Origin of the sequence: Kocuria oxytropis (genome assembly GCF_040981195.1) — a bacterium.
Taxonomy (GTDB): Bacteria; Actinomycetota; Actinomycetes; order Actinomycetales; family Micrococcaceae; genus Kocuria; species Kocuria oxytropis.
In genome coordinates, this window is sequence record NZ_JAVFXA010000002.1 from 210,410 (window position 1) to 233,108 (window position 22,699).

Annotated in this window: 23 protein-coding genes; 20 read left to right on the plus strand and 3 right to left on the minus strand. The window is 73.0% G+C overall.

Annotated elements, in window-relative coordinates; genetic code table 11:
• Positions 1-21 precede the first annotated feature (21 nt).
• From rho to QYM41_RS03385, 4 genes are all read left to right on the plus strand, one after another.
• On the plus strand, positions 22-2,292 hold the full coding sequence (gene rho, locus QYM41_RS03370; protein ID WP_368798320.1) for a transcription termination factor Rho: 2,271 nt from the start codon (positions 22-24) through the stop codon (positions 2,290-2,292).
• A 126-nt stretch (positions 2,293-2,418) separates the two neighbouring features.
• Positions 2,419-3,501 carry a peptide chain release factor 1 gene (gene prfA / locus QYM41_RS03375; RefSeq protein WP_368798321.1) on the plus strand — a complete coding sequence of 361 codons (1,083 nt, stop codon included), beginning with the start codon at positions 2,419-2,421 and terminating at the stop codon, positions 3,499-3,501.
• Between the two features lie 13 nt (positions 3,502-3,514).
• Entirely contained in the window at positions 3,515-4,414 is a 900-nt protein-coding gene (gene prmC / locus QYM41_RS03380) for a peptide chain release factor N(5)-glutamine methyltransferase (RefSeq protein ID WP_368798322.1), read from the plus strand.
• Positions 4,411-5,439: an L-threonylcarbamoyladenylate synthase gene (locus QYM41_RS03385; protein ID WP_368798323.1), complete on the plus strand. Its 1,029-nt coding sequence runs from the start codon at positions 4,411-4,413 to the stop codon at positions 5,437-5,439. Before prmC ends, QYM41_RS03385 begins: the two co-directional genes overlap by 4 nt.
• 54 nt (positions 5,440-5,493) lie before the next feature.
• Here QYM41_RS03385 and QYM41_RS03390 read toward each other — a convergent pair whose 3' ends face one another.
• A complete protein-coding gene (locus QYM41_RS03390; RefSeq protein ID WP_368798324.1) occupies positions 5,494-6,465 on the minus strand; it encodes an NAD-dependent epimerase/dehydratase family protein in 972 nt (323 codons plus the stop codon).
• Positions 6,466-6,673: 208 nt separating this feature from the next.
• Between QYM41_RS03390 and QYM41_RS03395 the strand changes: the two genes are divergently transcribed.
• From QYM41_RS03395 to murA, 15 genes are all read left to right on the plus strand, one after another.
• Positions 6,674-7,591, plus strand: coding sequence for a glycosyltransferase (locus tag QYM41_RS03395; protein ID WP_368798325.1), 918 nt, complete (start codon positions 6,674-6,676; stop codon positions 7,589-7,591).
• 46 nt (positions 7,592-7,637) lie between these two features.
• On the plus strand, positions 7,638-8,441 hold the full coding sequence (locus QYM41_RS03400) for a glycosyltransferase (protein WP_438612544.1): 804 nt from the start codon (positions 7,638-7,640) through the stop codon (positions 8,439-8,441).
• A gap of 59 nt (positions 8,442-8,500) precedes the next feature.
• A complete protein-coding gene (locus tag QYM41_RS03405) occupies positions 8,501-10,429 on the plus strand; it encodes a polysaccharide biosynthesis protein (protein WP_368798327.1) in 1,929 nt (642 codons plus the stop codon).
• Positions 10,426-11,538 (plus strand): MraY family glycosyltransferase, encoded by a 1,113-nt coding sequence (locus tag QYM41_RS03410; protein ID WP_368798328.1) that lies wholly within the window; start codon positions 10,426-10,428, stop codon positions 11,536-11,538. Before QYM41_RS03405 ends, QYM41_RS03410 begins: the two co-directional genes overlap by 4 nt.
• The gene (locus QYM41_RS03415; protein ID WP_368798329.1) at positions 11,535-11,960 is read left to right on the plus strand and encodes a hypothetical protein; all 426 of its coding nucleotides are present in this window, start codon (positions 11,535-11,537) and stop codon (positions 11,958-11,960) included. Before QYM41_RS03410 ends, QYM41_RS03415 begins: the two co-directional genes overlap by 4 nt.
• On the plus strand, positions 11,947-12,357 hold the full coding sequence (locus QYM41_RS03420; RefSeq protein ID WP_368798330.1) for an AtpZ/AtpI family protein: 411 nt from the start codon (positions 11,947-11,949) through the stop codon (positions 12,355-12,357). Before QYM41_RS03415 ends, QYM41_RS03420 begins: the two co-directional genes overlap by 14 nt.
• A 33-nt stretch (positions 12,358-12,390) precedes the next feature.
• Positions 12,391-13,185 (plus strand): F0F1 ATP synthase subunit A, encoded by a 795-nt coding sequence (gene atpB / locus QYM41_RS03425; RefSeq protein ID WP_368798331.1) that lies wholly within the window; start codon positions 12,391-12,393, stop codon positions 13,183-13,185.
• A 117-nt stretch (positions 13,186-13,302) separates the two neighbouring features.
• Entirely contained in the window at positions 13,303-13,506 is a 204-nt protein-coding gene (gene atpE, locus QYM41_RS03430) for an ATP synthase F0 subunit C (RefSeq protein ID WP_017833261.1), read from the plus strand.
• A 47-nt stretch (positions 13,507-13,553) separates the two neighbouring features.
• Positions 13,554-14,102 (plus strand): F0F1 ATP synthase subunit B, encoded by a 549-nt coding sequence (locus QYM41_RS03435; protein WP_368798332.1) that lies wholly within the window; start codon positions 13,554-13,556, stop codon positions 14,100-14,102.
• A complete protein-coding gene (locus tag QYM41_RS03440; RefSeq protein ID WP_368798333.1) occupies positions 14,102-14,914 on the plus strand; it encodes a F0F1 ATP synthase subunit delta in 813 nt (270 codons plus the stop codon). Before QYM41_RS03435 ends, QYM41_RS03440 begins: the two co-directional genes overlap by 1 nt.
• Before the next feature lie 154 nt (positions 14,915-15,068).
• The gene (atpA, locus tag QYM41_RS03445; RefSeq protein ID WP_368798334.1) at positions 15,069-16,694 is read left to right on the plus strand and encodes a F0F1 ATP synthase subunit alpha; all 1,626 of its coding nucleotides are present in this window, start codon (positions 15,069-15,071) and stop codon (positions 16,692-16,694) included.
• Positions 16,695-16,754: 60 nt separating this feature from the next.
• Positions 16,755-17,666: a F0F1 ATP synthase subunit gamma gene (locus QYM41_RS03450; protein WP_368798335.1), complete on the plus strand. Its 912-nt coding sequence runs from the start codon at positions 16,755-16,757 to the stop codon at positions 17,664-17,666.
• A 55-nt stretch (positions 17,667-17,721) separates the two neighbouring features.
• Entirely contained in the window at positions 17,722-19,188 is a 1,467-nt protein-coding gene (gene atpD / locus QYM41_RS03455; protein ID WP_368798336.1) for a F0F1 ATP synthase subunit beta, read from the plus strand.
• A 2-nt stretch (positions 19,189-19,190) separates the two neighbouring features.
• Positions 19,191-19,466, plus strand: a complete 276-nt coding sequence (locus QYM41_RS03460; RefSeq protein ID WP_368798337.1) for a F0F1 ATP synthase subunit epsilon — start codon at positions 19,191-19,193, stop codon at positions 19,464-19,466.
• A gap of 122 nt (positions 19,467-19,588) precedes the next feature.
• On the plus strand, positions 19,589-20,866 hold the full coding sequence (gene murA, locus QYM41_RS03465; RefSeq protein WP_368798338.1) for a UDP-N-acetylglucosamine 1-carboxyvinyltransferase: 1,278 nt from the start codon (positions 19,589-19,591) through the stop codon (positions 20,864-20,866).
• Positions 20,867-20,937: 71 nt separating this feature from the next.
• Here murA and QYM41_RS03470 read toward each other — a convergent pair whose 3' ends face one another.
• The gene (locus tag QYM41_RS03470) at positions 20,938-21,141 is read right to left on the minus strand and encodes a cold-shock protein (protein ID WP_017833253.1); all 204 of its coding nucleotides are present in this window, start codon (positions 21,139-21,141) and stop codon (positions 20,938-20,940) included.
• Positions 21,142-21,423: 282 nt separating this feature from the next.
• Positions 21,424-22,119: an endonuclease NucS gene (nucS, locus tag QYM41_RS03475; protein ID WP_368798339.1), complete on the minus strand. Its 696-nt coding sequence runs from the start codon at positions 22,117-22,119 to the stop codon at positions 21,424-21,426.
• Positions 22,120-22,194: 75 nt separating this feature from the next.
• Between nucS and QYM41_RS03480 the strand changes: the two genes are divergently transcribed.
• Complete coding sequence (locus tag QYM41_RS03480; protein ID WP_368798340.1) at positions 22,195-22,536, plus strand: Rv1322 family protein; 342 nt, start codon at positions 22,195-22,197, stop codon at positions 22,534-22,536.
• The last annotated feature ends 163 nt before the right edge of the window (positions 22,537-22,699 follow it).

Genomic DNA, 22,699 nt, shown 5'->3' on the forward strand with positions numbered 1-22,699 from the left:
ACCGAGGGAGAAGGACACTTCGTGACCGAGACCACCGACCTTTCCACGGGTACGGAAGAGACCACCACCACCGATCCCCGGAACGCGGGCCTGTCCGCGCTCAAGCTGGCCCAGCTCCAGGCGCTCGCCTCCCAGCTGGGGATCACCGGCGCCCGCCGGATGCGCAAGAGCCTGCTGGTCGACGCGATCGCCGCCCACCAGCGCGGCGGAGCCGTGGCCGACCGGGACCGGGCCGTCGAGGAGAAGATCGCCCAGACGGTCGAGAAGACCGCCGAGAGCGGTGCCGACCAGGGCGGCGCCCCGGCCGCCGAGCGCACCGGCGGCGACTCCGCCGCGCAGGGCGCGGACGGGGCCCCGCCGCAGCGGCGCTCCCGCTCCCGCCGCGCCACGAGCACGGGCGTGGTGTCCACCGATCAGCAGGACACCGGCCGGCAGGGCGCTGAGCCGCAGGGCTCCGCGCAGCAGGGCACCGAGCAGCAGGACTCCCCGCAGCAGAGCACCGGTCAGCAGGATGCCGGGCAGCAGCCGGCCGAGCGCCCGGCGGCGTCCGCCGACGAGACCTCCGGCAGCGAGGGCGGCCGCGGCCGTGGCCGCAGCCGCCGGAACCGCAACCGCGACGACAACGGCCAGGCCGGCGGCCAGGAGCAGGGCGGCCAGAACCAGGGCGGCCAGGACGCCGGGCAGAGGTCCGAGGACGGGCGGGGCTCCGCCGAGGGCCGCGACGACGACCAGTCGAAGCAGGACCGCGGCCGCAACCAGAACCGCGGCCAGGACAACCGCGGCCAGGACAAGGGCGGCCAGGACAACCGCGGCCAGGACAAGGGCGACGGCCGCGGCAAGCGGGAGAACCGCGCCGAGGGCGGCAAGTCCCAGGACGGCAAGTCCCAGGACAACCGCGGCCAGGACAACCGCCAGGACAACCGGGGCCAGGACAACCGCCCGGACAACCGGGGCCAGGACAACCGCGGCCAGGACGGCGAGGGCGGCAGCCGCCGCAGCCGCCGCAACCGCAACCGCAACGACCGTGACCGCGACCGCAGCGACCGCAACGACCGCGCCGAGCGCAACGAGCGCCGCAACCGCCGCGGGCGCAGCTCCGGCCCCGAGGTCGACGACACGGAGTTCACCGAGGACGACGTCCTGCTGCCCGTCGCCGGCATCCTGGACGTGCTCGACAACTACGCGTTCGTGCGCACCTCCGGCTACCTGCCCGGCCCCAACGACGTCTACGTCAGCCTGGCCCAGGTCAAGAAGCACAACCTGCGCAAGGGCGACGCCGTGGTCGGCGCCATCCGCGCCCCCCGCGAGGGCGAGCAGCAGAACAACACCCGGCAGAAGTTCAACGCGCTGGTCCAGCTGACCACGGTCAACGGCAAGAAGACCGAGGAGAACAAGGACCGCGTGGACTTCGGGAAGCTGATCCCGCTGTACCCGCAGGAGCGGCTGCGCCTCGAGACGGAGCCCAAGAAGATCGGGCCCCGCGTCGTCGACCTCGTGGCCCCCATCGGCAAGGGCCAGCGCGGCCTGATCGTCTCCCCGCCGAAGGCCGGCAAGACGCTCATGCTGCAGGCGATCGCCAACGCGATCACCACGAACAACCCCGAGGTCCACCTCATGATGGTGCTCGTCGACGAGCGCCCCGAGGAGGTCACGGACATGCAGCGCACGGTCAAGGGCGAGGTGATCGCCTCGACCTTCGACCGCCCGGCGGACGACCACACCACGGTCGCCGAGCTCGCGATCGAGCGGGCCAAGCGGCTCGTGGAGATGGGCATGGACGTGGTGGTCCTCCTGGACTCCATGACCCGCCTGGGCCGCGCCTACAACCTCTCGGCGCCCGCGTCCGGCCGCATCCTCTCGGGCGGCGTGGACTCCGCGGCGCTGTACCCGCCGAAGAAGTTCTTCGGCGCGGCCCGCAACATCGAGAACGGCGGCTCGCTGACGATCCTGGCGACCGCGCTCGTGGAGACCGGCTCCAAGATGGACGAGGTCATCTTCGAGGAGTTCAAGGGCACCGGCAACATGGAGCTGCGCCTGTCCCGCTCGCTCGCGGACAAGCGGATCTACCCGGCCGTGGACGTCAACTCCTCGGGCACCCGGCGCGAGGAGAACCTCCTGTCCCCGGACGAGATCAAGATCATGTGGAAGCTGCGCCGGGTCCTCTCCGGGCTCGACCAGCAGCAGGCCCTCGAGCTGCTCACGAACAAGCTGCGGGACACCCAGTCCAACACCGAGTTCCTGCTCCAGGTGCAGAAGACCACGCTGTCGGCCCGCGCCGAGAGCGACCGCTAGCACCCGCGCAGCCGCCGCGGCCCGCTCCGGACCCCCGGACGGGCCGCGGCGGCGTCGTCGTGCCCGGGTGCCGTCCGCGCCCGGAACGACCGCCGTCCTCCCCGCCGCCCGATGAAGGAGCGTCCCATGCCGGATCCGATCCAGTCCCTGCTCGACGAGCACGCCGAGCTGCAGCGGCAGCTCGCCGATCCCGCGGTGCACGCGGAGCAGGGCAAGGCCCGCCGCCTGGGGCGCCGCTACGCCGAGCTCAACGGCATCGTGGAGGCCCACCGCCGGGTCCAGCGCCTCGAGGAGGACCTGGGCGCGGCGCGCGAGCTCGCCGCCGAGGAGCCCGAGTTCGCCGAGGAGATCCCGGGGCTCGAGGAGCAGCTCGCGGCGGGGCGCGAGAAGCTGCGCCGGCTGCTCGTCCCGCGCGACCCCGACGACGGGCGCAACGTGATCCTGGAGGTCAAGGCCGGGGAGGGCGGGGACGAGTCCGCGCTCTTCGCGGGGGACCTGCTGCGCATGTACCTGAAGTACGCGGAGGCCCGGGGCTGGAAGACCGAGTTCATCTCGACCAACGACTCCGACCTGGGCGGCTACAAGGACGTGCAGGTCGCGATCAAGTCGAACGCCACGGACCCCGCCGAGGGCGTGTGGGCACGGCTGAAGTACGAGGGCGGGGTGCACCGGGTGCAGCGCGTGCCCGTCACCGAGTCGCAGGGCCGGATCCACACCTCCGCCGCGGCGGTGCTCGTCTTCCCGGAGGTCGACGAGCCCGAGGAGGTCGAGATCAGCCAGAACGACCTGAAGATCGACGTCTACCGCTCCTCGGGCCCGGGCGGGCAGTCCGTGAACACCACCGACTCCGCGGTCCGGATCACCCACCTGCCCACGGGCATCGTGGTGGCCATGCAGAACGAGAAGTCGCAGTTGCAGAACCGGGAGGCCGCGATGCGGGTGCTGCGCGCCCGCATCCTCGCCCACCAGCAGGAGCAGATCGACGCGGAGAACGCCGCACAGCGCCGCTCCCAGGTGCGGACGATGGACCGCTCCGAGCGGATCCGCACCTACAACTTCCCCGAGAACCGGATCAACGACCACCGCACGGGCTACAAGGCCTACAACCTCGACCACGTCATGGCCGGGGACCTGGAGCCGGTCGTGCGCTCGGCCATCGAGATGGACGAGCAGGCCCGGCTCGAGGCCATCGGCCAGCAGGACGGCTGAGCGGGGCCCCGGGATGACCAGGTCGCTGGGACAGGCGGTGCGCTGGGCGGAGCAGGTGCTCGCCGAGGCCGGGATCGACTCCGCGCGCACGGACGCCCTGCTGCTCGCCGCCCACCTCACGGGCCTGACCCGCGGCGAGGTCGAGGCGCGGGCCGTCATCGGCGCGGACGAGCCCGAGGGCTACGCCGAGCTGGTCGCCGAGCGCGCCCGCCGGGTCCCGCTGCAGCACCTCACCGGCGTCGCGCACTTCCGCTACCTGACGCTGGCCGTGGGACCAGGGGTGTTCGTGCCCCGGCCCGAGACGGAGACCGTGGTGCAGACCGTTGTGGACGAGCTGCGCGACCAGCTCGCCGCGGGCGTGCACCGCCCGCACGTGGTGGACCTGGGCACGGGCTCGGGGGCGATCGCCGCCTCGGTGGCCCACGAGGTGCCGCAGGCGCGGGTGCACGCCGTGGAGCTGTCCGGGACCGCCCACGCCTGGGCGGCGCAGAACCTGCGGGGGACGCGCGCGGAGCTGGTCCGCGGCGACCTGCGCACGGCGTTCCCCGAGCTCGAGGGACGCTGCGACGTGGTCGTGTCGAATCCGCCCTACATCCCGGCGGACGCGGTCCCGCGCGAGCCGGAGGCCCGGGAGCACGACCCGGACCTCGCCCTGTACGGGGGCGGGAAGGACGGTCTCGAGCTGCCCCGGGCGGCCCTGGCCTCGGCCGTACGGCTGCTGCGCCCCGGGGGGTTCTTCGTCATGGAGCACGCCGAGGTGCAGGCCGCCGCCGTGGCGCACGCGTTCCGGGCCGCCGGTCTCGAGGACGTCGTGGGCCACCGGGACCTCACGGGCCGGGACCGGGCCACGGCCGGGCGCACGCCCCGCGGCGGCCGCGCACGCACCACCGGGATGGGAGAATGGACGCCGTGAACCACACCGTCTACGACTGCACCAGCATCGCCCAGCGCACCGCCGGGCTCAAGCACGCCGCGCGTGCCCTCGCGGCCGACGCGTGCGTGGTCCTGCCCACCGACACCGTCTACGGGATCGGGGCCGACGCCTTCTCCGCCCGGGGCGTGGCGACCCTGCTCGCCGCCAAGGGCCGGTCGCGGGCCATGCCCCCGCCCGTGCTCATCGCCCACGCCGGCGTGCTCGACGGGCTGGCGGACGAGGTCTCCGACGACGCCCGCGCGCTCGCCCAGGCCTTCTGGCCCGGCGGGCTGACCCTCATCCTGCACGCCCACCCGTCCCTCGGCTGGGACCTCGGGGAGACCCACGGGACCGTGGCCCTGCGGGTGCCCGACGACGAGCTGGCCCAGGCGCTGCTCATCGAGAGCGGACCGCTGGCGGTGTCCTCGGCCAATCGCACCGGCCACCCCGCCGCGTCGACGGCGCAGGCCGCGGTGGACATGCTCGGCGACGCCGTGGAGCTGTACCTGGACGGCGGCCCGAGGCCCGCCGGGGGGACGGCGGGCGCGGTCCCGGTGTCCTCCACCATCGTGGACTGCACGGGGGAGACGCCGCTGCTGGTGCGCCACGGCACGGTGAGCCTCGCCCGCCTGCGCTCGGTCGTGCCCTCGGTGGCGCCGGCGGACGGCGACGAGGAGCTCGAGGGTTCCCCCGGTCCCGCGACGCCGCCGGCGGAGCCCGCCGCGGCCGGGGGATCGCACGCGGTCGGCGAGCCGGACCCGGAGGCCGCCCCGCCCGGCCCGGCCGCGCCGGAGGACACGGACGGCGCCGGTCCCGACCGGCAGCCCCCGGCTCCCGGACCCGCCCGGGCCGCGGCCGCGCAGGGCCTGGCCGCGGCGCTCGTCGCCCGTTCCGCGGGGGGCCCGCCCCCGGCCGTGGACCAGGACCGCACCCGGCTCGCCCGTCCGGCGGCCCCGGGCGAGCAGCGGCCCCTGCCGGTGGACGAGGCGGCCCGGCTCGTGGCGCGCGGGCACCGGGACGCCTGAGCTCCGTCCCCGCGGCGCTCCCCGCTCCGGCGGGCCCCCTGCTCCGGCCGGGGCTCAGCCCCGGCCGGCGGCCAGGTGCGCCTGGCGCAGCACCTCGGTGATCCGCGGCTCCGGGACCGCGTCGTGCTCCTCGGCCCAGCCGCGCACCTGGCGCTGGCCGAACCACGTCACCTCGAGGCGGCGGAGGACCCCGTGCCAGCGGTTGCCGGCGAGCGCGGAGACCGCGAACCCGGCGTCCACCACGAGCCGGCACAGCAGCACGGGCAGGTGCCGGGGCTCCCGCCGGCCCGCGTCCCGGAGGATGGAGGCGGTGGTGGCGCCCTCCCACGGCTGCAGCACGACCGGCGGCAGCTCCTCGCGGTGGCGACCCACCCGCGAGACGAACTCGGCCAGGGCGTGCACGGAGGTCACGGGGGTGTGCGCGGTGCCGTCGCCGGCCACCGAACTGAGCGGCGAGGACGCGAAGCGGGCCAGCCGCGCCGTGGTGCGGCGCCCGGAGCCCTGCACCGACGTGGCGCGCAGCACCGTGATCGCCGCGGCGTCCTGCTCGCCCGCCCAGTCCCGGCGCAGCTTCAGCAGCGCGCTCTCCCCGAGGGCCTTCGAGAAGGAGTAGGGGGAGAAGGGCCGCACCGTGGGCGTCTCGTCGAGGACCTCGACGTCGCCCTGGACGGCCGCGGAGCTCACGTGCACGATCCGGCGCACGCTCGTGCGGCGCGCGGCGAGGGCCACGAGCACCGGCAGCAGCGCGTTCGCCCCCACGAGGGACTCCTCGTGCGTCTGGTCCGGGGCCGCCAGGCCCGCCGCGTTCACCACCACGTGGGCGCCGGCGAAGGACTCGGCGAGGTAGTCGATGACGGACTCGAGCCGGCCGGCCTGCTCGAGGAGGTGGTGGACCGTGCGCGCCCCGGACCCCAGCCGCGGAGCGGACACCGGGACCACCGTCTGGCCGTCCGCCTGCAGCCGGGCCACGGTCGCGGAGCCCACGAACCCCGTCGCTCCCAGGACTGCCCACGTCGTCGATGTCACGGTGCTTCCTTCCCGCCGGTCGCTGCCGGTCGCCGTCGTCGCGGATCCGGATCCTTGCGCTCATCGTACAGACCGGCCCTCCGCCGGGGCGGGGCGACGCGGCCGGTCAGCCCGGGGACCGGCCGCCCGCTTGCTAGACTCGGCACGGCCCGGCGCCCGCCCGGCCCCGCGCCGGAGCCCGCACCCGTCACCGCACTGGAGGAGCCGCATGCCGTCCGACCCCACGCCCACCCCCACGGTGGCGGTGGCCTGCGTGACCCAGGACCGGCACGAGGACGTCCTCGCGCTCGTCGCCGCCCTGCGCGAGCAGACGGTGCCCGTCGCCTCGCTGTGCCTGGTCGACGCCGGGCGCGAGGCGCTGCCCCGGCAGGTCCTGGAGGAGGCGATCGGCGGGCGCTTCGAGCTCGAGCTCGTGCGCTCCCTGGCCAACCTCGGCGGCGCCGGCGGGTTCTCCCTGGCGATCCTGACCGCCCTCGCCACCGGGGCGGACCGGGTCTGGCTCATGGACGACGACGCCCGCCCGGAGGACCCCGACTGCCTCGAGATCCTCCTGCGCGAGGCCGCGCAGCGGGAGCTGTCCGTGGTCTCCCCGCTCGTCGTGGCGCCCCAGGACCACGGCGCGCTCGCCTTCTCCCACCGTCTCGAGGGACGGATGACGCACTCCCGGGCGGACCTGGAGCCCCTCGGCTTCCTGCCCGGCCACGCCACCTTCTTCAACGGCGCCCTCATGGCCGAGCACGTGTTCTTCACGGTGGGGCTCCCGGACCTGAAGCTCTTCCTGCGCGGGGACGAGGTCGACTTCCTCGTGCGGCTGCGCCGCTCGGGACTGCCCTTCGGCACCACCACCCGCACCGCCGTGGCCCACCCGCCGGGCTGGGACGAGGAGCACGTGGTGGTGCCCGGCCGGCTCAAGGTGGTGGTGCCCGGCACCGAGTTCAAGCGCGAGCACTTCTTCCGCAACCGGGGCTGGACCACGTGGCGCTACAAGCGGGTCGTCCAGCTCGGGGCCGACCTCGTCGGCTACCCCCTCTACTACCTGCGCCGGCGCGACGTGCGCGGCCTGGCGTCCTGGGCGGGCCGCTACGTGGGCGGGATGCGTGGGCGCGGCTTCGGCGGCCCGCGGTGACGCCGTGAGCGCGTCCCCGGCCCCGCGCACCGCGTTCTCCGTGCTCATGCCCGTGTACCGCGGGGACACGGCGGAGCGACTCCGCCGCGCGGCGGAGTCGGCCACCGTCGAGCAGCGGCGCCGCCCCGCCGAGCTCGTCCTGGTGCGCGACGGCCCGGTCCCCGCCCCGCTCGAGGCCGAGCTGGACCGTCTCGCGCGGGAGCTGCCCGTCCCGGTGGTGCGGGTCGACCTCGAGCGCAACGAGGGGCTCACCGCGGCGCTCAACGCCGGGCTCGACCGGTGCCGGTTCGACGTGGTGGCCCGCGCCGACGCAGACGACGTCTCCTATCCCCGCCGCTTCGCGGTGCAGCTGCCGGTGATCGAGGCCGGGGCCGACCTCGTGGGCTCCTCGATGCACGAGATCGGCGACGACGAGCGCACCCCCCTCGCCCTGCGCCGCGCCCCGGTGGGGGAGCGGGACATCCTGTCCGTCTCGCGGCGCCGCAACCCCGTGAGCCACCCGACCGTGGTGTTCCGGCGCTCGGCCGTGCGGGCGGCCGGCGGCTACGTGCACGTGCCCCTCGCCGAGGACTACTGGCTGTGGGTGCGGATGCTGCGCGCCGGCGCCGACGTGCGCAACGTGCCCGAGCCGCTGGTCGGCTACCGGGTCTCCGCGGGCTCCTACGAGCGGCGCGGCGGGTGGCGCGTGCTCCGCGCGGAGCTCGCCCTCCAGGCCCGGTTGCGCGGGATCGGCCACGTGGGGTTCCTACAATGGGTGCGCAACGTGGTGGTGCGCGGCGGGTACCGGTTCGTCCCCACCCGGCTCCGGGAGCTCGCCTACCGGGCCATGGTCGGCGCGCCCCGCCGCTGACCGTCCCGCACCGGAGCCCGCCCGGCGCCCCCGGCACCGACCACGAAAGGAACGACGCGATGAGCGCTGAGCCCGAGCGCCCCAGCGGCACGGCGCTGCCCCCCGGCGGCGCCGGCAGGGGGTCCCCGCCCCGGGCGGCCCCGCCGGAGCGTCCCGTGGCGTGGCTGTGGATCCAGATGCTGCTGGACTCCGTCGCCTGGGTCGTGGCCCTCGTGCTCGCGCTGGTGCTGCGCTACGAGATGGACCTCCAGTTCATCAGCGCCCCCGGCCTGCTGCTGGTGTCCCTGGTGGCCGTGGCCGCCCAGCTCGTCGTCGGCTTCTCCTTCGCCCTGTACAAGGGGCGGTACTCCTTCGGCAGCTTCGACGAGGCCAAGCTGCTGGTGGTCGTCACCCTCATCGTCACGGCCGTGCTCCAGGTCCTGCTCCTGGTGGTGGGCACGAGCATCGGCATCCCGCGCTCCACCGCCCTCATCGCGTTCCCCTTCGCGTGCCTGTTCATGGCCGCCTTCCGCTACCTGAAGCGGATGTACCAGGAGGCCTCCGCCCGTCCCGGCGCCTCCGCCCAGCACGTGGTGGTCTACGGCGCGGGCTACCTCGGGACCTTCCTCATCCAGCGCATGATGCAGGACCCGCACTCCGAGTTCCTGCCCGTGGCCCTGCTCGACGACGACCCCGCGAAGAAGCACCTGCGGATCTCCTCCGTGCCCGTGCTCGGCACCCTGCACGACGTCCGCGACGTCATGGCCCGCACGCGCGCCTCCGTGCTGATCGTCGCGATGTCCAGCCCGGACCCGCGGATCATGCACCGGGTCGCGGACGCCGTGGCCGGCACCGGGATCCGGGTCATGACGATGCCCCCGCTCGGGGAGGTGCTCGCCGCCAAGCACCAGGGCGCGGACTTCCGGGACATCAGCATGGAGGACCTCATCGGCCGCCGCCCCGTCGACATCGACGTCGAGGAGATCGCCGGCTACGTCAAGGGCCGCCGCGTCCTGGTCACCGGCGCCGGCGGCTCCATCGGCTCCGAGCTGTGCCGCCAGCTCGTGGGCTTCGAGCCCGCCGAGCTGATCATGGTCGACCGGGACGAGTCCGCCCTGCAGAGCACGCAGATCTCCATCACGGGCCGCGGTCTGCTCGACGGGCGCGACACCGTCCTCGCCGACATCCGCGACCCCGAGTCCGTCGGGACGATCTTCCGCGACCGGCTGCCCCAGGTGGTCTTCCACGCCGCCGCCCTCAAGCACGTCTCCCTGCTGGAGCAGTACCCGGACGAGGCGTGGAAGACGAACGTGATCGGCACCCTCAACGTGCTCCAGGCCGCCGAGCAGGCGGGCGTCGAGGTCTTCGTCAACATCTCGACCGACAAGGCCGCCAACCCCACCACGGCGCTGGGCCACTCCAAGCGCGTCGCGGAGAAGCTCACCGCCTGGATGGCGGACCGCACCGGGCAGCGCTACGCCTCGGTGCGCTTCGGCAACGTCTTCGGCTCCCGCGGCTCGATGCTGCCCCTGTTCACCGAGCAGATCCGGCAGGGCGGGCCGATCACGGTCACGCACGCCGAGGCGACCCGCTACTTCATGACGATCCCCGAGGCCTGCCAGCTCGTGATCCAGGCCGGGGCGATCGCCCGCGGCGGCGAGGTGCTGATCCTCGACATGGGCGAGCCCGTGCGGATCATGGACATCGCCGAGCGGCTGCGCGTGATGAGCGGGCGGGAGGACGTCGAGATCGAGATCACGGGCCTGCGGCCCGGGGAGAAGCTGCACGAGGACCTCATCGGCCTCGGCGAGAAGGACGAGCGGCCCTTCCACCCCAAGATCTCCCACGCCCGCGCCGACCGCCTCGACCCCGCCCAGCTGGACCGGCACACCTGGAAGGTGCGCGGCGGCATGGTCTACACGGGCACGATCCCGGTCGTGCGGCCGTCCACGCAGCCGCCGCCCACGTCGGTGCAGCGTCCGCGCAGCGCCTCGGGGCGGGCCTCGTGAGCGCCCCCGCGGTCGCGCTGCTGCCGGCCGGCCTCGACCTCACCGACCCCGGGGCGGCCCCCGACCCGGAGGAGCTGCGCCGGCTCGGGGAGCTCGTCCTGACGGTCGGCGCCCCGGCCCTCGTGCTGAGCCTGCTCCTGCCCCTGGCCGTCAAGCCCCTGCTCGCCCGGTGGGGGGTGCTCGACGTCCCCAACGAGCGCTCCTCCCACCAGCGCACGGTCGTGCGGGGGATGGGCCTGGCCGTGGCGGTCGCCGTGCTCCTCGCCTACGGCTCCGCCCTGCTCACGGGCGCCATCCGGGTCGACCGCTCCGTGGCGCTCGTGGTCCTGGCCGTCGCCGCGCTGTTCGCCGCCCTCGGCTGGGCCGAGGACTACCGGGGCGTGTCGGTGCGGGTGCGCCTGGCCGCCCAGCTGGGCATCGGGCTGGCGGCCACGACCGTCCTCGTCACGGTCCTCGGCACCTCGGCGTGGTGGCTGCCGGTGGGCACGGTCGCGATCGCCGCCTACGTGAACATGGCCAACTTCATGGACGGGATCAACGGCATCTCCGGGCTGCACGGGCTCGCCGCGGGACTGCTGTACGCCTGGGCCGGCGCCTCCAACGACCTGCCGTGGATGGTCGCGGCTGGCCTGGCCGTGGCCGGGGGCTTCGCCGGGTTCCTGCCCTGGAACCTGGGCCGGGGCACCGTGTTCCTCGGGGACGTCGGCTCCTACCTGCTCGGCGGGTCGCTGGCCGGGATCGCGGTCGCGGCCTTCCTCTCGGGGGTGTACGTCGAGTACCTCCTGCCCCCGCTGGCGGTCTACGTGGCCGACACCTCCGTGACCCTGCTCCGCCGGGTCCGGGCGGGGGAGGCCTGGTACCGCCCGCACCGCCAGCACGTCTACCAGCGCCTCACCGACGTGGGGCTCTCCCACACGGGCTCGGCGCTCGTCGTCACGGCCGCGACCGTGCTCGTGAGCGTGGCCTCCGTCGTCGGCCTGCGCACGGGCCCGGCCGCCACGGCCGGGGCCGGGGCGTTCGTGCTCGCGGTGCTCGCGGTCTACCTCGTGCTGCCCGGGCTGCTCGGGCGCCGGGCGCGCGACCGGTCCCCGACGGGGTCCCGGCCGTGAGCGCGGCCGCGCTCAGCGCCGTGCTCGGCGCCGCGCTGGTCGTCGCCAGCCATCTGGTCACCCTGCTGGTGGCGCGGGCCACCGCCGGGACGCAGGGGCCGGTCGCCGCGCCCGCGCTCGCGATGACGTACGTGCTGAAGGTCTTCCTGCTCGGCGGCATCCTGCTCACGGTGCCCGCCCCGCCGTGGCTGGTCCCGGGCTGGGCCGCCGCGGGCGTGCTGGGCGCCCTCGTCGTCTCGCTCGCGCTCGCGGCCCGGGCCGCCGGCCGCGGTGCCCGCACCGCGCTGGGCCCGCTGCTGGAGGCGCGCCGCCGGGCGGAGGCCGGGGCGGGCGCGGCCGACGACACACCGCGGGACCCGCACGGGCACCCGCACGACCGGGCGCGCCCCGACAGGAGGCAGGACGACCATGAGCACGGATGACCGCGAGGACGCGACCCGCCCGGACGGGGACCCCGTTCCGGACCCGCCCGGGGACGGCCCCGAGGACGGCCCCGGGGACGGCCGGGAGCCGGCCCGGAGGAGCCGGGGACTGCGCACCGCGGGGGAGCTCGTGGAGGGCGGCGGGCTCTCCGGCGGGCTGACGACACTCCTCTATGTGGTGATCGGGATGGGGTTCTGGAGTTTGGTAGGGTGGGGTGCGGATCGCGTGCTGGGAACCCGGTGGATCGTGGTTCTGGGAGCGTGCATCGGCGCCGCCTCCGGGATCTACGTCGTGTACCTCCACATGCAGGAGGGGCTGCGTCGCAGCCCGACCTCCGATGGGGCCGATCCGCACAACCCGCACCAGTCCGGCCCGGACTCGGCGCCCCGACCGTGACCACCGGCCAGAGCACTGCAGAAAGGACCCGCATTGAACGCCGCCCTCATCAGGCTCCCCGCCACCGGAGGATTCACCGCCCCGACCGTCGAGGAAATGCACCTGCCGCCGTTCTTCGAGCTGGGCACTTTCGAGTTCGGCAAGCAGATGCTGCTGATCCTCCTGTCGGTCGTCCTGATCGCCGGCTTCTTCATGTGGGCCATCCGCCGCAACGCCCTCGTTCCCTCGAAGTCGCAGTACCTCGCGGAGAGCGGCTACGGGTTCGTGCGCAACCACCTCGGCCGGGACATCATCGGTGAGAAGGAGTTCCGCCCCTACATCCCGCTGCTGTTCACCTTCTTCTTCTTCATCCTGGTGAACAACCTCTTCGGCTCCATCCCGGTGCTGCAGCTGCCGACCCTCTCCCACGCGGGCTCCGCCTACGTCCTGGCCGGCATCGCCTACGTCACCTGGGTCTTCATGGGCATCAAGCGGCACGGGCTCGGCGGCTTCATGGGCAAGATGACGATGCCGCCGGACGTCCCGAAGCTGCTCTACATCTTCCTCATCCCGATCGAGTTCCTCTCGAACCTGATCATCCGCCCGGTCACGCACGCCCTCCGTGTGTTCGCCACGATGTTCGCCGGCCACCTGGCGCTCATGGTCGCGGCGTCCATGACGGGATACCTGCTCTCGCAGGCCAGCGCCATCAGCGTCGTCGCGCTGGGCTCCACCGTGCTCGGCGTGTTCATCTACTTCCTGGAGATCCTGATCCAGGTCCTCCAGGCCTACATCTTCACCCTCCTCTTCGCCGTGTACGTCCAGGGCGCCCTGCAAGAGGGCCACTGACACCGGTGGAGCACCGCTCCGGCCCCGGCCGGAGCCCCGCAGTCCATCCCCGAAATGTTCAGAGCCGACACGGCTACGACGCCCGGCCCCCGGGCACCTAGAAAGGAAATACCCCTCATGACTGGTTCGCTCAGTGCTATCGGTTACGGTCTGGCTGCCATCGGCGGCGGCATCGGCGTGGGTCTGATCTTCGCCGCGTACATGCAGTCGGTCGCCCGCCAGCCGGAGTCGCAGCGCGTGCTCCAGCCGATGCTGTTCTTCGGCTTCGCCGTGGTCGAGGCGCTCGCGATTCTGGGCTTCGTGCTCGCGTTCATCGCCTGAGTGGCGCACCCCGTACAAGTCCTTCCTAGAGAACAGGAATCGCGCACATGATGATACTGGCAGCCGAGGAAGGGGCGAACCCCCTCTTCCCCAATGTCTGGGAGATGCTGATCACCGGCATCGGGTTCCTGATCCTGCTCTTCCTGGTCGTCAAGTTCGTCGTGCCGGCGTTCGAGCGGGTCTACCGCGAGCGCACCGAGGCCATCGAGGGCGGTCTGGCCAAGGCCAAGGCCGCCCAGGCCGAGGCCGCCGCCGCCCGTGACGAGTACAACCAGCAGCTCGAGAGCGCGCGCCTGGAGGCTCAGAAGATCCGCGAGGAGGCCCGCCTCGAGGGCGAGAAGATCCTCGCGGACTTCAAGGACCGGGCGAACGCCGAGTCGGCCCGCATCACCGAGAACGCCCACCGCACCATCGAGGCGGAGCGCGCGGCGGCCGTGGTCTCCCTGCGCAACGAGGTGGGCACGCTGGCCACCACGCTCGCGGCGAAGATCGTGGGCGAGTCGCTCGACGACGACGCCCGGGCCAACCGGGTGGTCGACCGCTTCCTCGCCGACCTGGAGCAGGATCAGGAACGGAACGCAGGTGCGGCGCGGTAATGGCAGACGCAGCGAACGAATTCACCCAGCAGACCGCTCGTGAGGTCGAGCGCTGGGCCGGCTCGGCCGGCCCGGCGCTCGCCCGGGAGCTGTTCGGCGTGCTCGCCGTGCTCGACGAGAACGGCGCCCTGCGCCGCGCGCTGGCGGACCCCTCCTACGAGGGGCCCCAGCGCGAGCAGGTCGTGCGCCGGCTGTTCGCCGAGAAGGTCTCCCCGGACGCCGTGGAGGTCGTCGCGCACCTGGCCGGCCGCCGCTGGAGCGACGACCGCGAGTTCGCCGACGCCCTCGAGCACGCCGGGGTGGCCCTCACCGCGGCGTCCGCCGAGAACCGCGGCGGTCTCGAGGGCCTCGAGCAGGTCGTGGACCAGCTGATCGCGTTCAAGGGGGTGCTGGACGGCTCGCACGAGCTGCAGCGGGCCCTCAGCGATCCGCGGGCGGGCGTGGAGGCCAAGACCCGCCTGGCGCAGCGGCTGACCCCGGGCGCCTCGGAGGAGGCGCTGCTGCTCGTGGAGCAGGCCGTGCTCTCGCCGCGCGGAGCCCTCGTCGGCCGTCTCGTCGAGCGCTTCGCCGAGGAGGTGGCGGCCCGCCGGCAGCGGTGGATCGCGCACGTGAGCACGTCGCGGCCGCTGACCGAGGAGCAGCGCGGTCGGCTGCAGCAGCAGCTCAACGCCGTGTACGGCAGGGACCTCAAGCTCACCGTGGACGTCGACCCGACGCTGATCGGGGGGCTCAAGGTGCAGGTGGGCGAGGAGGTCATCGACGGCTCCGTCGCCGCCCGGATCGACGAGCTGCGCCAGCGGATCGGCGCCTGAGCCCCTCGGTGCCCGCCCCGGGGCCGTCGCGGACGGACGCCCCCGCCGGCCGGACGGCGGCAGCCGGTGCACCGGCGCGGCGTTCCGCCACAGATTTGGACTCACGGTCACCGCTGACGGCAGTGATCACGAACTAGGAGAGCAGGGACAGGACATGTCCGAAGTCACCATCAATGCCGACGACGTCCGTAGCGCGCTGAGCGAATTCGCCGCGTCCTACGAGCCCGGCACCGCAGAACGAACCGAGGTCGGCCGCGTCAGCAGCGCCTCCGACGGCATCGCACGCGTCGAGGGCCTGCCCTCGGTCATGGCCAACGAGCTGCTGCGCTTCGAGAACGGCGTGCTCGGCCTCGCCCAGAACCTCGACGTCCGCGACATCGGCGTCGTGATCCTCGGCGACTTCCGGGGCATCGAGGAGGGCCAGGAGGTCCAGCGCACCGGGGAGGTCCTCTCCGTGCCGGTGGGCGACGCCTTCCTCGGCCGCGTGGTCGACCCGCTGGGCTCGCCCATCGACGACCTCGGCCCCATCGAGTCCGAGGGCCGTCGCGCCCTGGAGCTGCAGGCCCCCGGCGTGACCATGCGCAAGTCGGTCCACGAGCCGCTGCAGACCGGCATCAAGGCCATCGACGCGATGATCCCGATCGGCCGCGGCCAGCGCCAGCTCATCATCGGCGACCGCCAGACCGGCAAGACGGCGATCGCCGTCGACGCGATCCTCAACCAGCGCGCCAACTGGGAGTCCGGCGACGTCGACCGGCAGGTCCGCTGCATCTACGTGGCGGTCGGCCAGAAGGCCTCGACCATCGCCGGGGTGCGCCAGACCCTCGAGGACAACGGCGCCCTGGAGTACACCACGATCGTCGCGGCCCCGGCCTCCGAGGCCGCGGGCATCAAGTACCTGGCCCCCTACGCCGGGTCCGCCATCGGCCAGCACTGGATGTACGGCGGCAAGCACGTCCTCATCGTCTTCGACGACCTGTCCAAGCAGGCCGAGGCCTACCGCGCGGTCTCGCTGCTGCTGCGCCGCCCGCCGGGACGCGAGGCCTACCCGGGCGACGTGTTCTACCTGCACTCCCGCCTCCTGGAGCGCTGCGCCAAGCTCTCCGACGAGCTGGGCGCGGGCTCGATGACCGGGCTGCCGCTGATCGAGACGAAGGCCAACGACGTCTCGGCGTTCATCCCCACCAACGTCATCTCCATCACCGACGGCCAGATCTTCCTGCAGTCGGACCTGTTCAACGCCAACCAGCGCCCCGCCGTGGACGTCGGCATCTCCGTGTCCCGCGTGGGCGGCGCCGCCCAGGTCAAGGCCATGAAGAAGGTCTCCGGCACCCTGAAGCTCGAGCTGGCGTCCTACCGCTCGATGCAGGCGTTCGCGATGTTCGCCTCCGACCTGGACCCCGCGTCCCGGCAGCAGCTGACCCGCGGCGCCCGGCTGATGGAGCTGCTCAAGCAGAAGCAGTACACCCCGTACCCGGTCGAGGACCAGGTCGTGTCGATCTGGGCCGGCACCAACGGGCACCTCGACGAGGTGGAGGTCGCCGACGTGCTGGACTTCGAGCAGGCCCTGCTCGACCACGTGCGCCGGACCACCAACGTGATGGACTCCATCGTCGGCACCGGCAAGCTCGAGGACGACGCCGTCGCCGCCCTCGAGACCGCCGTCGCCGAGGTCAAGCGGGACTTCCGCGGCACCAAGCACGGGATCGAGCCGGGCCACGAGGAGCACGAGCCCCTCGAGGCGTCCGAGGTCGAGCAGGAACGGATCGTCAGGAAGTAACCGGTCGGTCCGGTGCCCCGCCGCGGCGGGGCACCGGGCACGGTGACGAAAGGAAGTCACATGGGAGCGCAGATTCGGGTCTACCGGAACAAGATCGCGTCGACCAAGTCCATGAAGAAGATCTTCAAGGCCATGGAGATGATCGCGACCTCGCGCATCAACAAGTCCCGACAGGGTCTGCAGGCGGCGCGTCCCTACGCGAACGCGCTGACCCGGGCGGTCTCACAGGTCGCCACCCAGCACAACGTCTCCCATGTCCTCACCACGCGGGTCGACGAGGTGCGCCGCTCGGCCGTGGTGATCATGACCTCGGACCGCGGACTGGCCGGGTCCTACTCCTCCAACGTGCTCAAGGAGGCCGAGGGCCTGCTGGAGCTGCTGCACGGGGAGGGCAAGGAGACGAAGGTCTACCTGATCGGCCGCAAGGCGCAGGCGTACTTCGACTTCCGCAGCCGCCCCTACGAGCGGAACTGGACCGGGGACACGGACAACGCCCGGCCCGACCGCGCGCGGGAGCTGCGCAAGGTGCTGATCGAGGACCTGGAGACCCCGTACGAGGACGGCGGCGTCGACGAGATCCACCTCGTCTACACGACGTTCAAGTCGATGGTCGTGCAGCAGCCGCGCGTGCTGCGCCTACTGCCGCTGGAGGTCGTGGACGCCAACGCGCTGACCGACGAGGTCGCCCAGGAGTTCGACGAGCTCGAGGAGCCGGACAGCACCTTCGAGTTCGAGCCGAACCCGGAGGAGTTCCTCGACGCCGTCCTGCCGCGCTACATCGACGCCCGGCTCTTCGCCAGCCTCGCGCACGCGGCCACGAGCGAGCTCGCGGCGCGGCAGAAGGCCATGAAGGCGGCCGGAGACAACGCGGACGAACTGATCAAGAAGTACACGCGCCTGATGAACAACGCCCGCCAGGCGGAGATCACCACCGAGCTCACCGAGATCGTGAGCGGCGCCGAGGCCCTGTGACGGGCCGTCCCGGCGATCCAGCAACTGACCACCACGAACAAGTGAAGTGAGAGAAATGACTGCCACCATCAGCGAACAGGCCGGGCAGCCGGTCTCGGGCGGCGCCACGGGCCGCATCGCCCGGGTCATCGGGCCGGTCGTCGACGTCCAGTTCCCCGAGCACGCGGTGCCCGGGATCTACAACGCCCTGACCGCCCAGTACGAGCTCAACGGCGAGACGCGGACGATCACCTTCGAGACCGCCCAGCACCTGGGCGACAACATGGTCCGGGCGATCGCCCTGCAGCAGACCGACGGCCTGGTGCGCGGCACCGAGGTCAAGGACTCCGGCGAGCCGATCTCCGTGCCCGTGGGCGACGTGGTCAAGGGCCACATCTTCAACGTCCTCGGCGAGGCCCTCGACGTCGAGACCTCCTCCCTGGAGATCACCGAGCGCTGGCCGATCCACCGCAAGGCGCCGTCCTTCGCGGAGCTCGAGGGCTCCACGGAGATGATGGAGACCGGCATCAAGTCGATCGACCTGCTGACCCCCTACATCAAGGGCGGCAAGATCGGCCTGTTCGGCGGCGCCGGCGTGGGCAAGACCGTGCTCATCCAGGAGATGATCACCCGTGTGGCCCGCAACTTCGGCGGCACCTCCGTGTTCGCCGGCGTGGGCGAGCGCACCCGTGAGGGCAACGACCTCTGGGTCGAGATGGAGGAGGCGAACGTCCTCAAGGACACCGCCCTCGTGTTCGGCCAGATGGACGAGCCGCCCGGAACGCGTCTGCGCGTGGCCCTGACCGGACTCACGATGGCGGAGTACTTCCGCGACGTGCAGAACCAGGACGTGCTGCTGTTCATCGACAACATCTTCCGCTTCACGCAGGCCGGGTCCGAGGTCTCGACCCTGCTGGGACGCATCCCCTCCGCCGTGGGCTACCAGCCCACGCTGGCGGACGAGATGGGCGTGCTGCAGGAGCGCATCACCTCCACCCGCGGCCACTCCATCACCTCCATGCAGGCGATCTACGTGCCGGCCGACGACTACACCGACCCGGCCCCGGCCACGACGTTCGCGCACCTGGACGCGACCACGGAGCTCTCCCGCGACATCGCCTCCCGCGGTCTCTACCCGGCGATCGACCCGCTGACCTCGACCTCGCGCATCCTCGACCCGCAGATCGTGGGCCAGGAGCACTACGACGTGGCGATCCGCGTCCGGTCGATCCTGCAGGAGAACAAGGAGCTGCAGGACATCATCGCGATCCTGGGCGTCGAGGAGCTCTCCGAGGAGCAGAAGGTCGTCGTCTCGCGGGCCCGCCGCATCGAGCAGTTCCTCTCCCAGAACACCTACACCGCCAAGCAGTTCACCGGTGTCGAGGGCTCCACGGTCCCGCTGGCGGAGACCATCGAGGCGTTCGGGAAGATCACCGAGGGCGAGTTCGACCACGTCCCGGAGCAGGCGTTCTACAACGTCGGCGGCCTGGAGGACGTCATGCAGAAGTGGGACGAGATCAAGTCCCGGACCGGCGGCAAGTAGTCATGGCCGAGCTGATCGTCGAAATCGTCTCCCTCGAGCAGGCGGTGTGGACCGGCACGGCCCGGATGGTGCGGGTCCGCACCTCGGAGGGTGACATCGGTATCCTGGCCGGTCACGAGGCCGTGGCCGGACTCCTCCGGCCGGGCGACTTCGCGGTGGACCCCGTGGACGGCTCGCGGGTCGAGGGCACCATCGACTCCGGCTTCGTGTTCGTGGACAACGACCGGGTGACGATCGTGGCGGACAGCGTGGAGCTGTCCGACGCCGCCGCCGCCTGATCCCCGCCGGCGCGGGGCCCGTCCCCGCGCCGGCACCGCCCGCGGCCTCCGCACCACCGGTGCGGGGGCCGCAGCCGTACCCGGCCCCGCGCCGGCCCCGGCGAGACCGCCCAGGAGAGTGGATGGAAGAGAAGATCGTCGTGCACGGACCCACCGCGGTCAACGGCACGCTGCGCGTCTCCGGCGCCAAGAACAGTGTGCTCAAGCTGATGGCGGCGACGCTGCTGGCCGAGGGCGAGTCCGTCATCACCAACGTCCCCGAGATCCAGGACGTCACGATCATGGCCGAGCTGCTGCGCCGGCTCGGCTGCGCGGTGAGCTACGACCGGGCGGAGAAGACCGTCCGCATCGACGTCCCGTCGGTCCTGCACCACCAGGCGGACTACGACCTGGTGCGGGCGATGCGCGCGTCCATCTCGGTGCTCGGCCCGCTGGTCGCCCGGTGCCGGGTGGCGGAGGTCGCGCTGCCCGGCGGGGACGCGATCGGCTCCCGCGGCCTGGACATGCACCGTGCGGGTCTCGAGGCCATGGGGGCGGTGCTGCAGATCGAGCGCGGCTACCTCGTGGCGTCGGTCCCCGGCGGACTGCGCGGCACCCCGTTCCGCCTGGACTACCCCTCCGTGGGCGCCACGGAGAACCTCATGATGGCCGGGACCCTGGCCGAGGGCACCACGGTCATCGACAACGCGGCCCGCGAGCCGGAGATCGTGGACATCGGGCGGATGCTGCAGGGGATGGGCGCGCGGATCGAGGGGCTCGGCACGAGCACCGTCACGGTCACCGGGGTGGAGACCCTGCACCCGGTCGAGCACCGCACGGTCCCGGACCGGATCGTGGCGGGCACCTGGGCCTTCGCCGCGGCCGTGACCGGGGGGACGGTCGAGATCGAGGGCGCGGAACCGGACCACCTGACGGTGGTCCTGGACAAGCTGCGTGCCGCCGGCTGCCGCGTGGACACGGAGGGAGGCCGCTTCGTGGTCGCCGGTCCGCGACGTCCGCGGGCGATCAACGTCTCCACGCTGCCCTATCCGGGGTTCCCCACGGACCTCCAGCCGTTCGTGGTGGCCCTCAACGCGGTCGCCGAGGGCTCCGGCATGGTCACCGAGAACGTCTTCGAGGCCCGCTGGGGCTTCACGGCCGAGCTGGAGCGGCTCGGCGCGAGCGTGCGCCTCGACGGCCACCACGCCCTGGTGGCCGGGATGCCCGTGCTCTCCGGGGCGCCGGTGGAGGCCAAGGACATCCGGGCCGGCGCGGCCCTCGTGATCGCGGGCATGGCGGCCGTCGGCACCACGGACGTCAGCGGTGTGCCGCACGTGGACCGCGGCTACGAGCACTTCGTGGAGCAGCTCGGCGCGGCCGGCGCCGCGGTCGAGCGCCACGTCGTCGTCACCGCCTACTGAGCGGGCACGACGGAGCCCCGCACCCGGGACGGGTACGGGGCTCCGTGCTCAGCCGGTGCGCGGGACGCGGATCAGATGAGCGTGACGCCGGTGGCCTGCGGGCCCTTCTGGCCCTGGCCGATCTCGAACTCGACGCGCTGGTTCTCCTCGAGGGTGCGGAAGCCACCCGACTGGATCTCCGAGTAGTGGACGAAGACGTCCGAGTCGGAGTCGTCGGGGGTGATGAAGCCGAAGCCCTTTTCGGCGTTGAACCACTTGACGGTGCCCTGGGCCATGAAGATCTCTCCTTGCGAGATGGTGCGAAACGTGTGCACAGGTCGTGCACGGAAGGGCGGTACCACGAGATGAGCCGAGGGCCGAGGCCTCCGTTCCCGAGGGGCGGGGGCCAGGGTCAGGGTCGAACGTCACGCTCGCTTACCCGTTCTGCGAGCATGCAAAACATGGAACGAAGAACACGCTCAGCTTCACACACTCCCCGGGGGCGGTCAACGACGTCCGGGTGCGGATCCCCGCGTGTTGCGGCGGGCCCGCCGCGGACCCCCCGGGGGCGGCCGTGCTCAGAAGAGCCGCGAGTCGCTGTCGTCGAGCCCGCGCATCTCGTCGTAGTCGAGGGTCAGGCACGCGATGCCCCGGTCCTCGGCGAGCACCCGGGCCTGGGGCCTGATGAGCTGGGCGGCGTACACCCCGCGCACCGGAGCCAGCAACGGATCGCGGTTGAGCAGCTCGAGGTACCGGGTGAGCTGCTCCACGCCGTCGATGTCCCCGCGGCGCTTGAGCTCGACCGCCACGGTGGCGCCCGCGGCGTCCCGGGCCAGGATGTCCACCGGCCCGATCGCGGTGGGGTACTCGCGGCGGACCAGGGTGTGCCCCGCGCCCAGGCGGTGGATCTGCTCGGCGAGCAGCCGCTGGAGGTCGGCCTCGACCCCGTCCTTCACCAGGCCGGGGTCGGTGCCCAGCTCGTGGGAGACGTCCTCGTGGATCGCGAACACCTGGATGACCAGGCGGTCGTCGCTCTTGGCCGCCTGCACGGTCCACGTCTGCAGGACGCCCTCGGCCGCGAGCTCCGTGTCCGGCTCGCCGACGTGCAGCCGGGCGGGCGGGCTCATCCAGTTCAGGGGCTTGTAGCTGCCGCCGTCCGAGTGCACGAGCACGGAGCCGTCGGCCTTCACGAGCAGAAGACGCCGGGCGGCGGGCAGGTGGGCGCGCAGACGCCCTTCGTAGTCGACGGAGCAATCGGCAATGACGAGACGCACGCGGACCAGCCTAGCGCTCCGCGCGGTCCGGCCCGGACCGGAGGGCGCCGACCGCGCGTGTGAGAGGATGTCGCCGTGCCACGCTCCAACCACTCCTCGCGCCGCCGCCGCGGCGGGCCCGCCCCCGGTCCGCGCGCCAGCAAGTGGCAGCGCGGCGCCGCGCAGGAGCCGTGGTCGGTGGAGCGGCTCCTGGAGCCGGCCCCCACGGTGGAGCGCGCCCCGGACGGCGACTGGATGGTCCGCCACGTCCGGCCCGCCAACGCGGTCAAGACCTACACCTGCCCCGGCTGCGGCCGGGCCGTCCCGCCGGGGACCCCGCACCTGGTGGTCTGGCAGCAGGACTCCCTGCTGGGGGCCCGCAGCGCCTTCGAGGACCGCCGGCACTGGCACGAGCGCTGCTGGCGCACCCGCCGCTGACCCGGCGCCCGCCGCCGGAGCCGCGGCCGTCGTCACGCCCGGAGCGGACACGGGGCCGTGCCGGTGGCCGGACCGGGCCGGGCGGGTCGATAATCGTGGACGACCCGCGGCGCCCGCCGGGCGCCGCCCCGCGGTCGGCCCGGACGGCCGACCCGACCGCCGA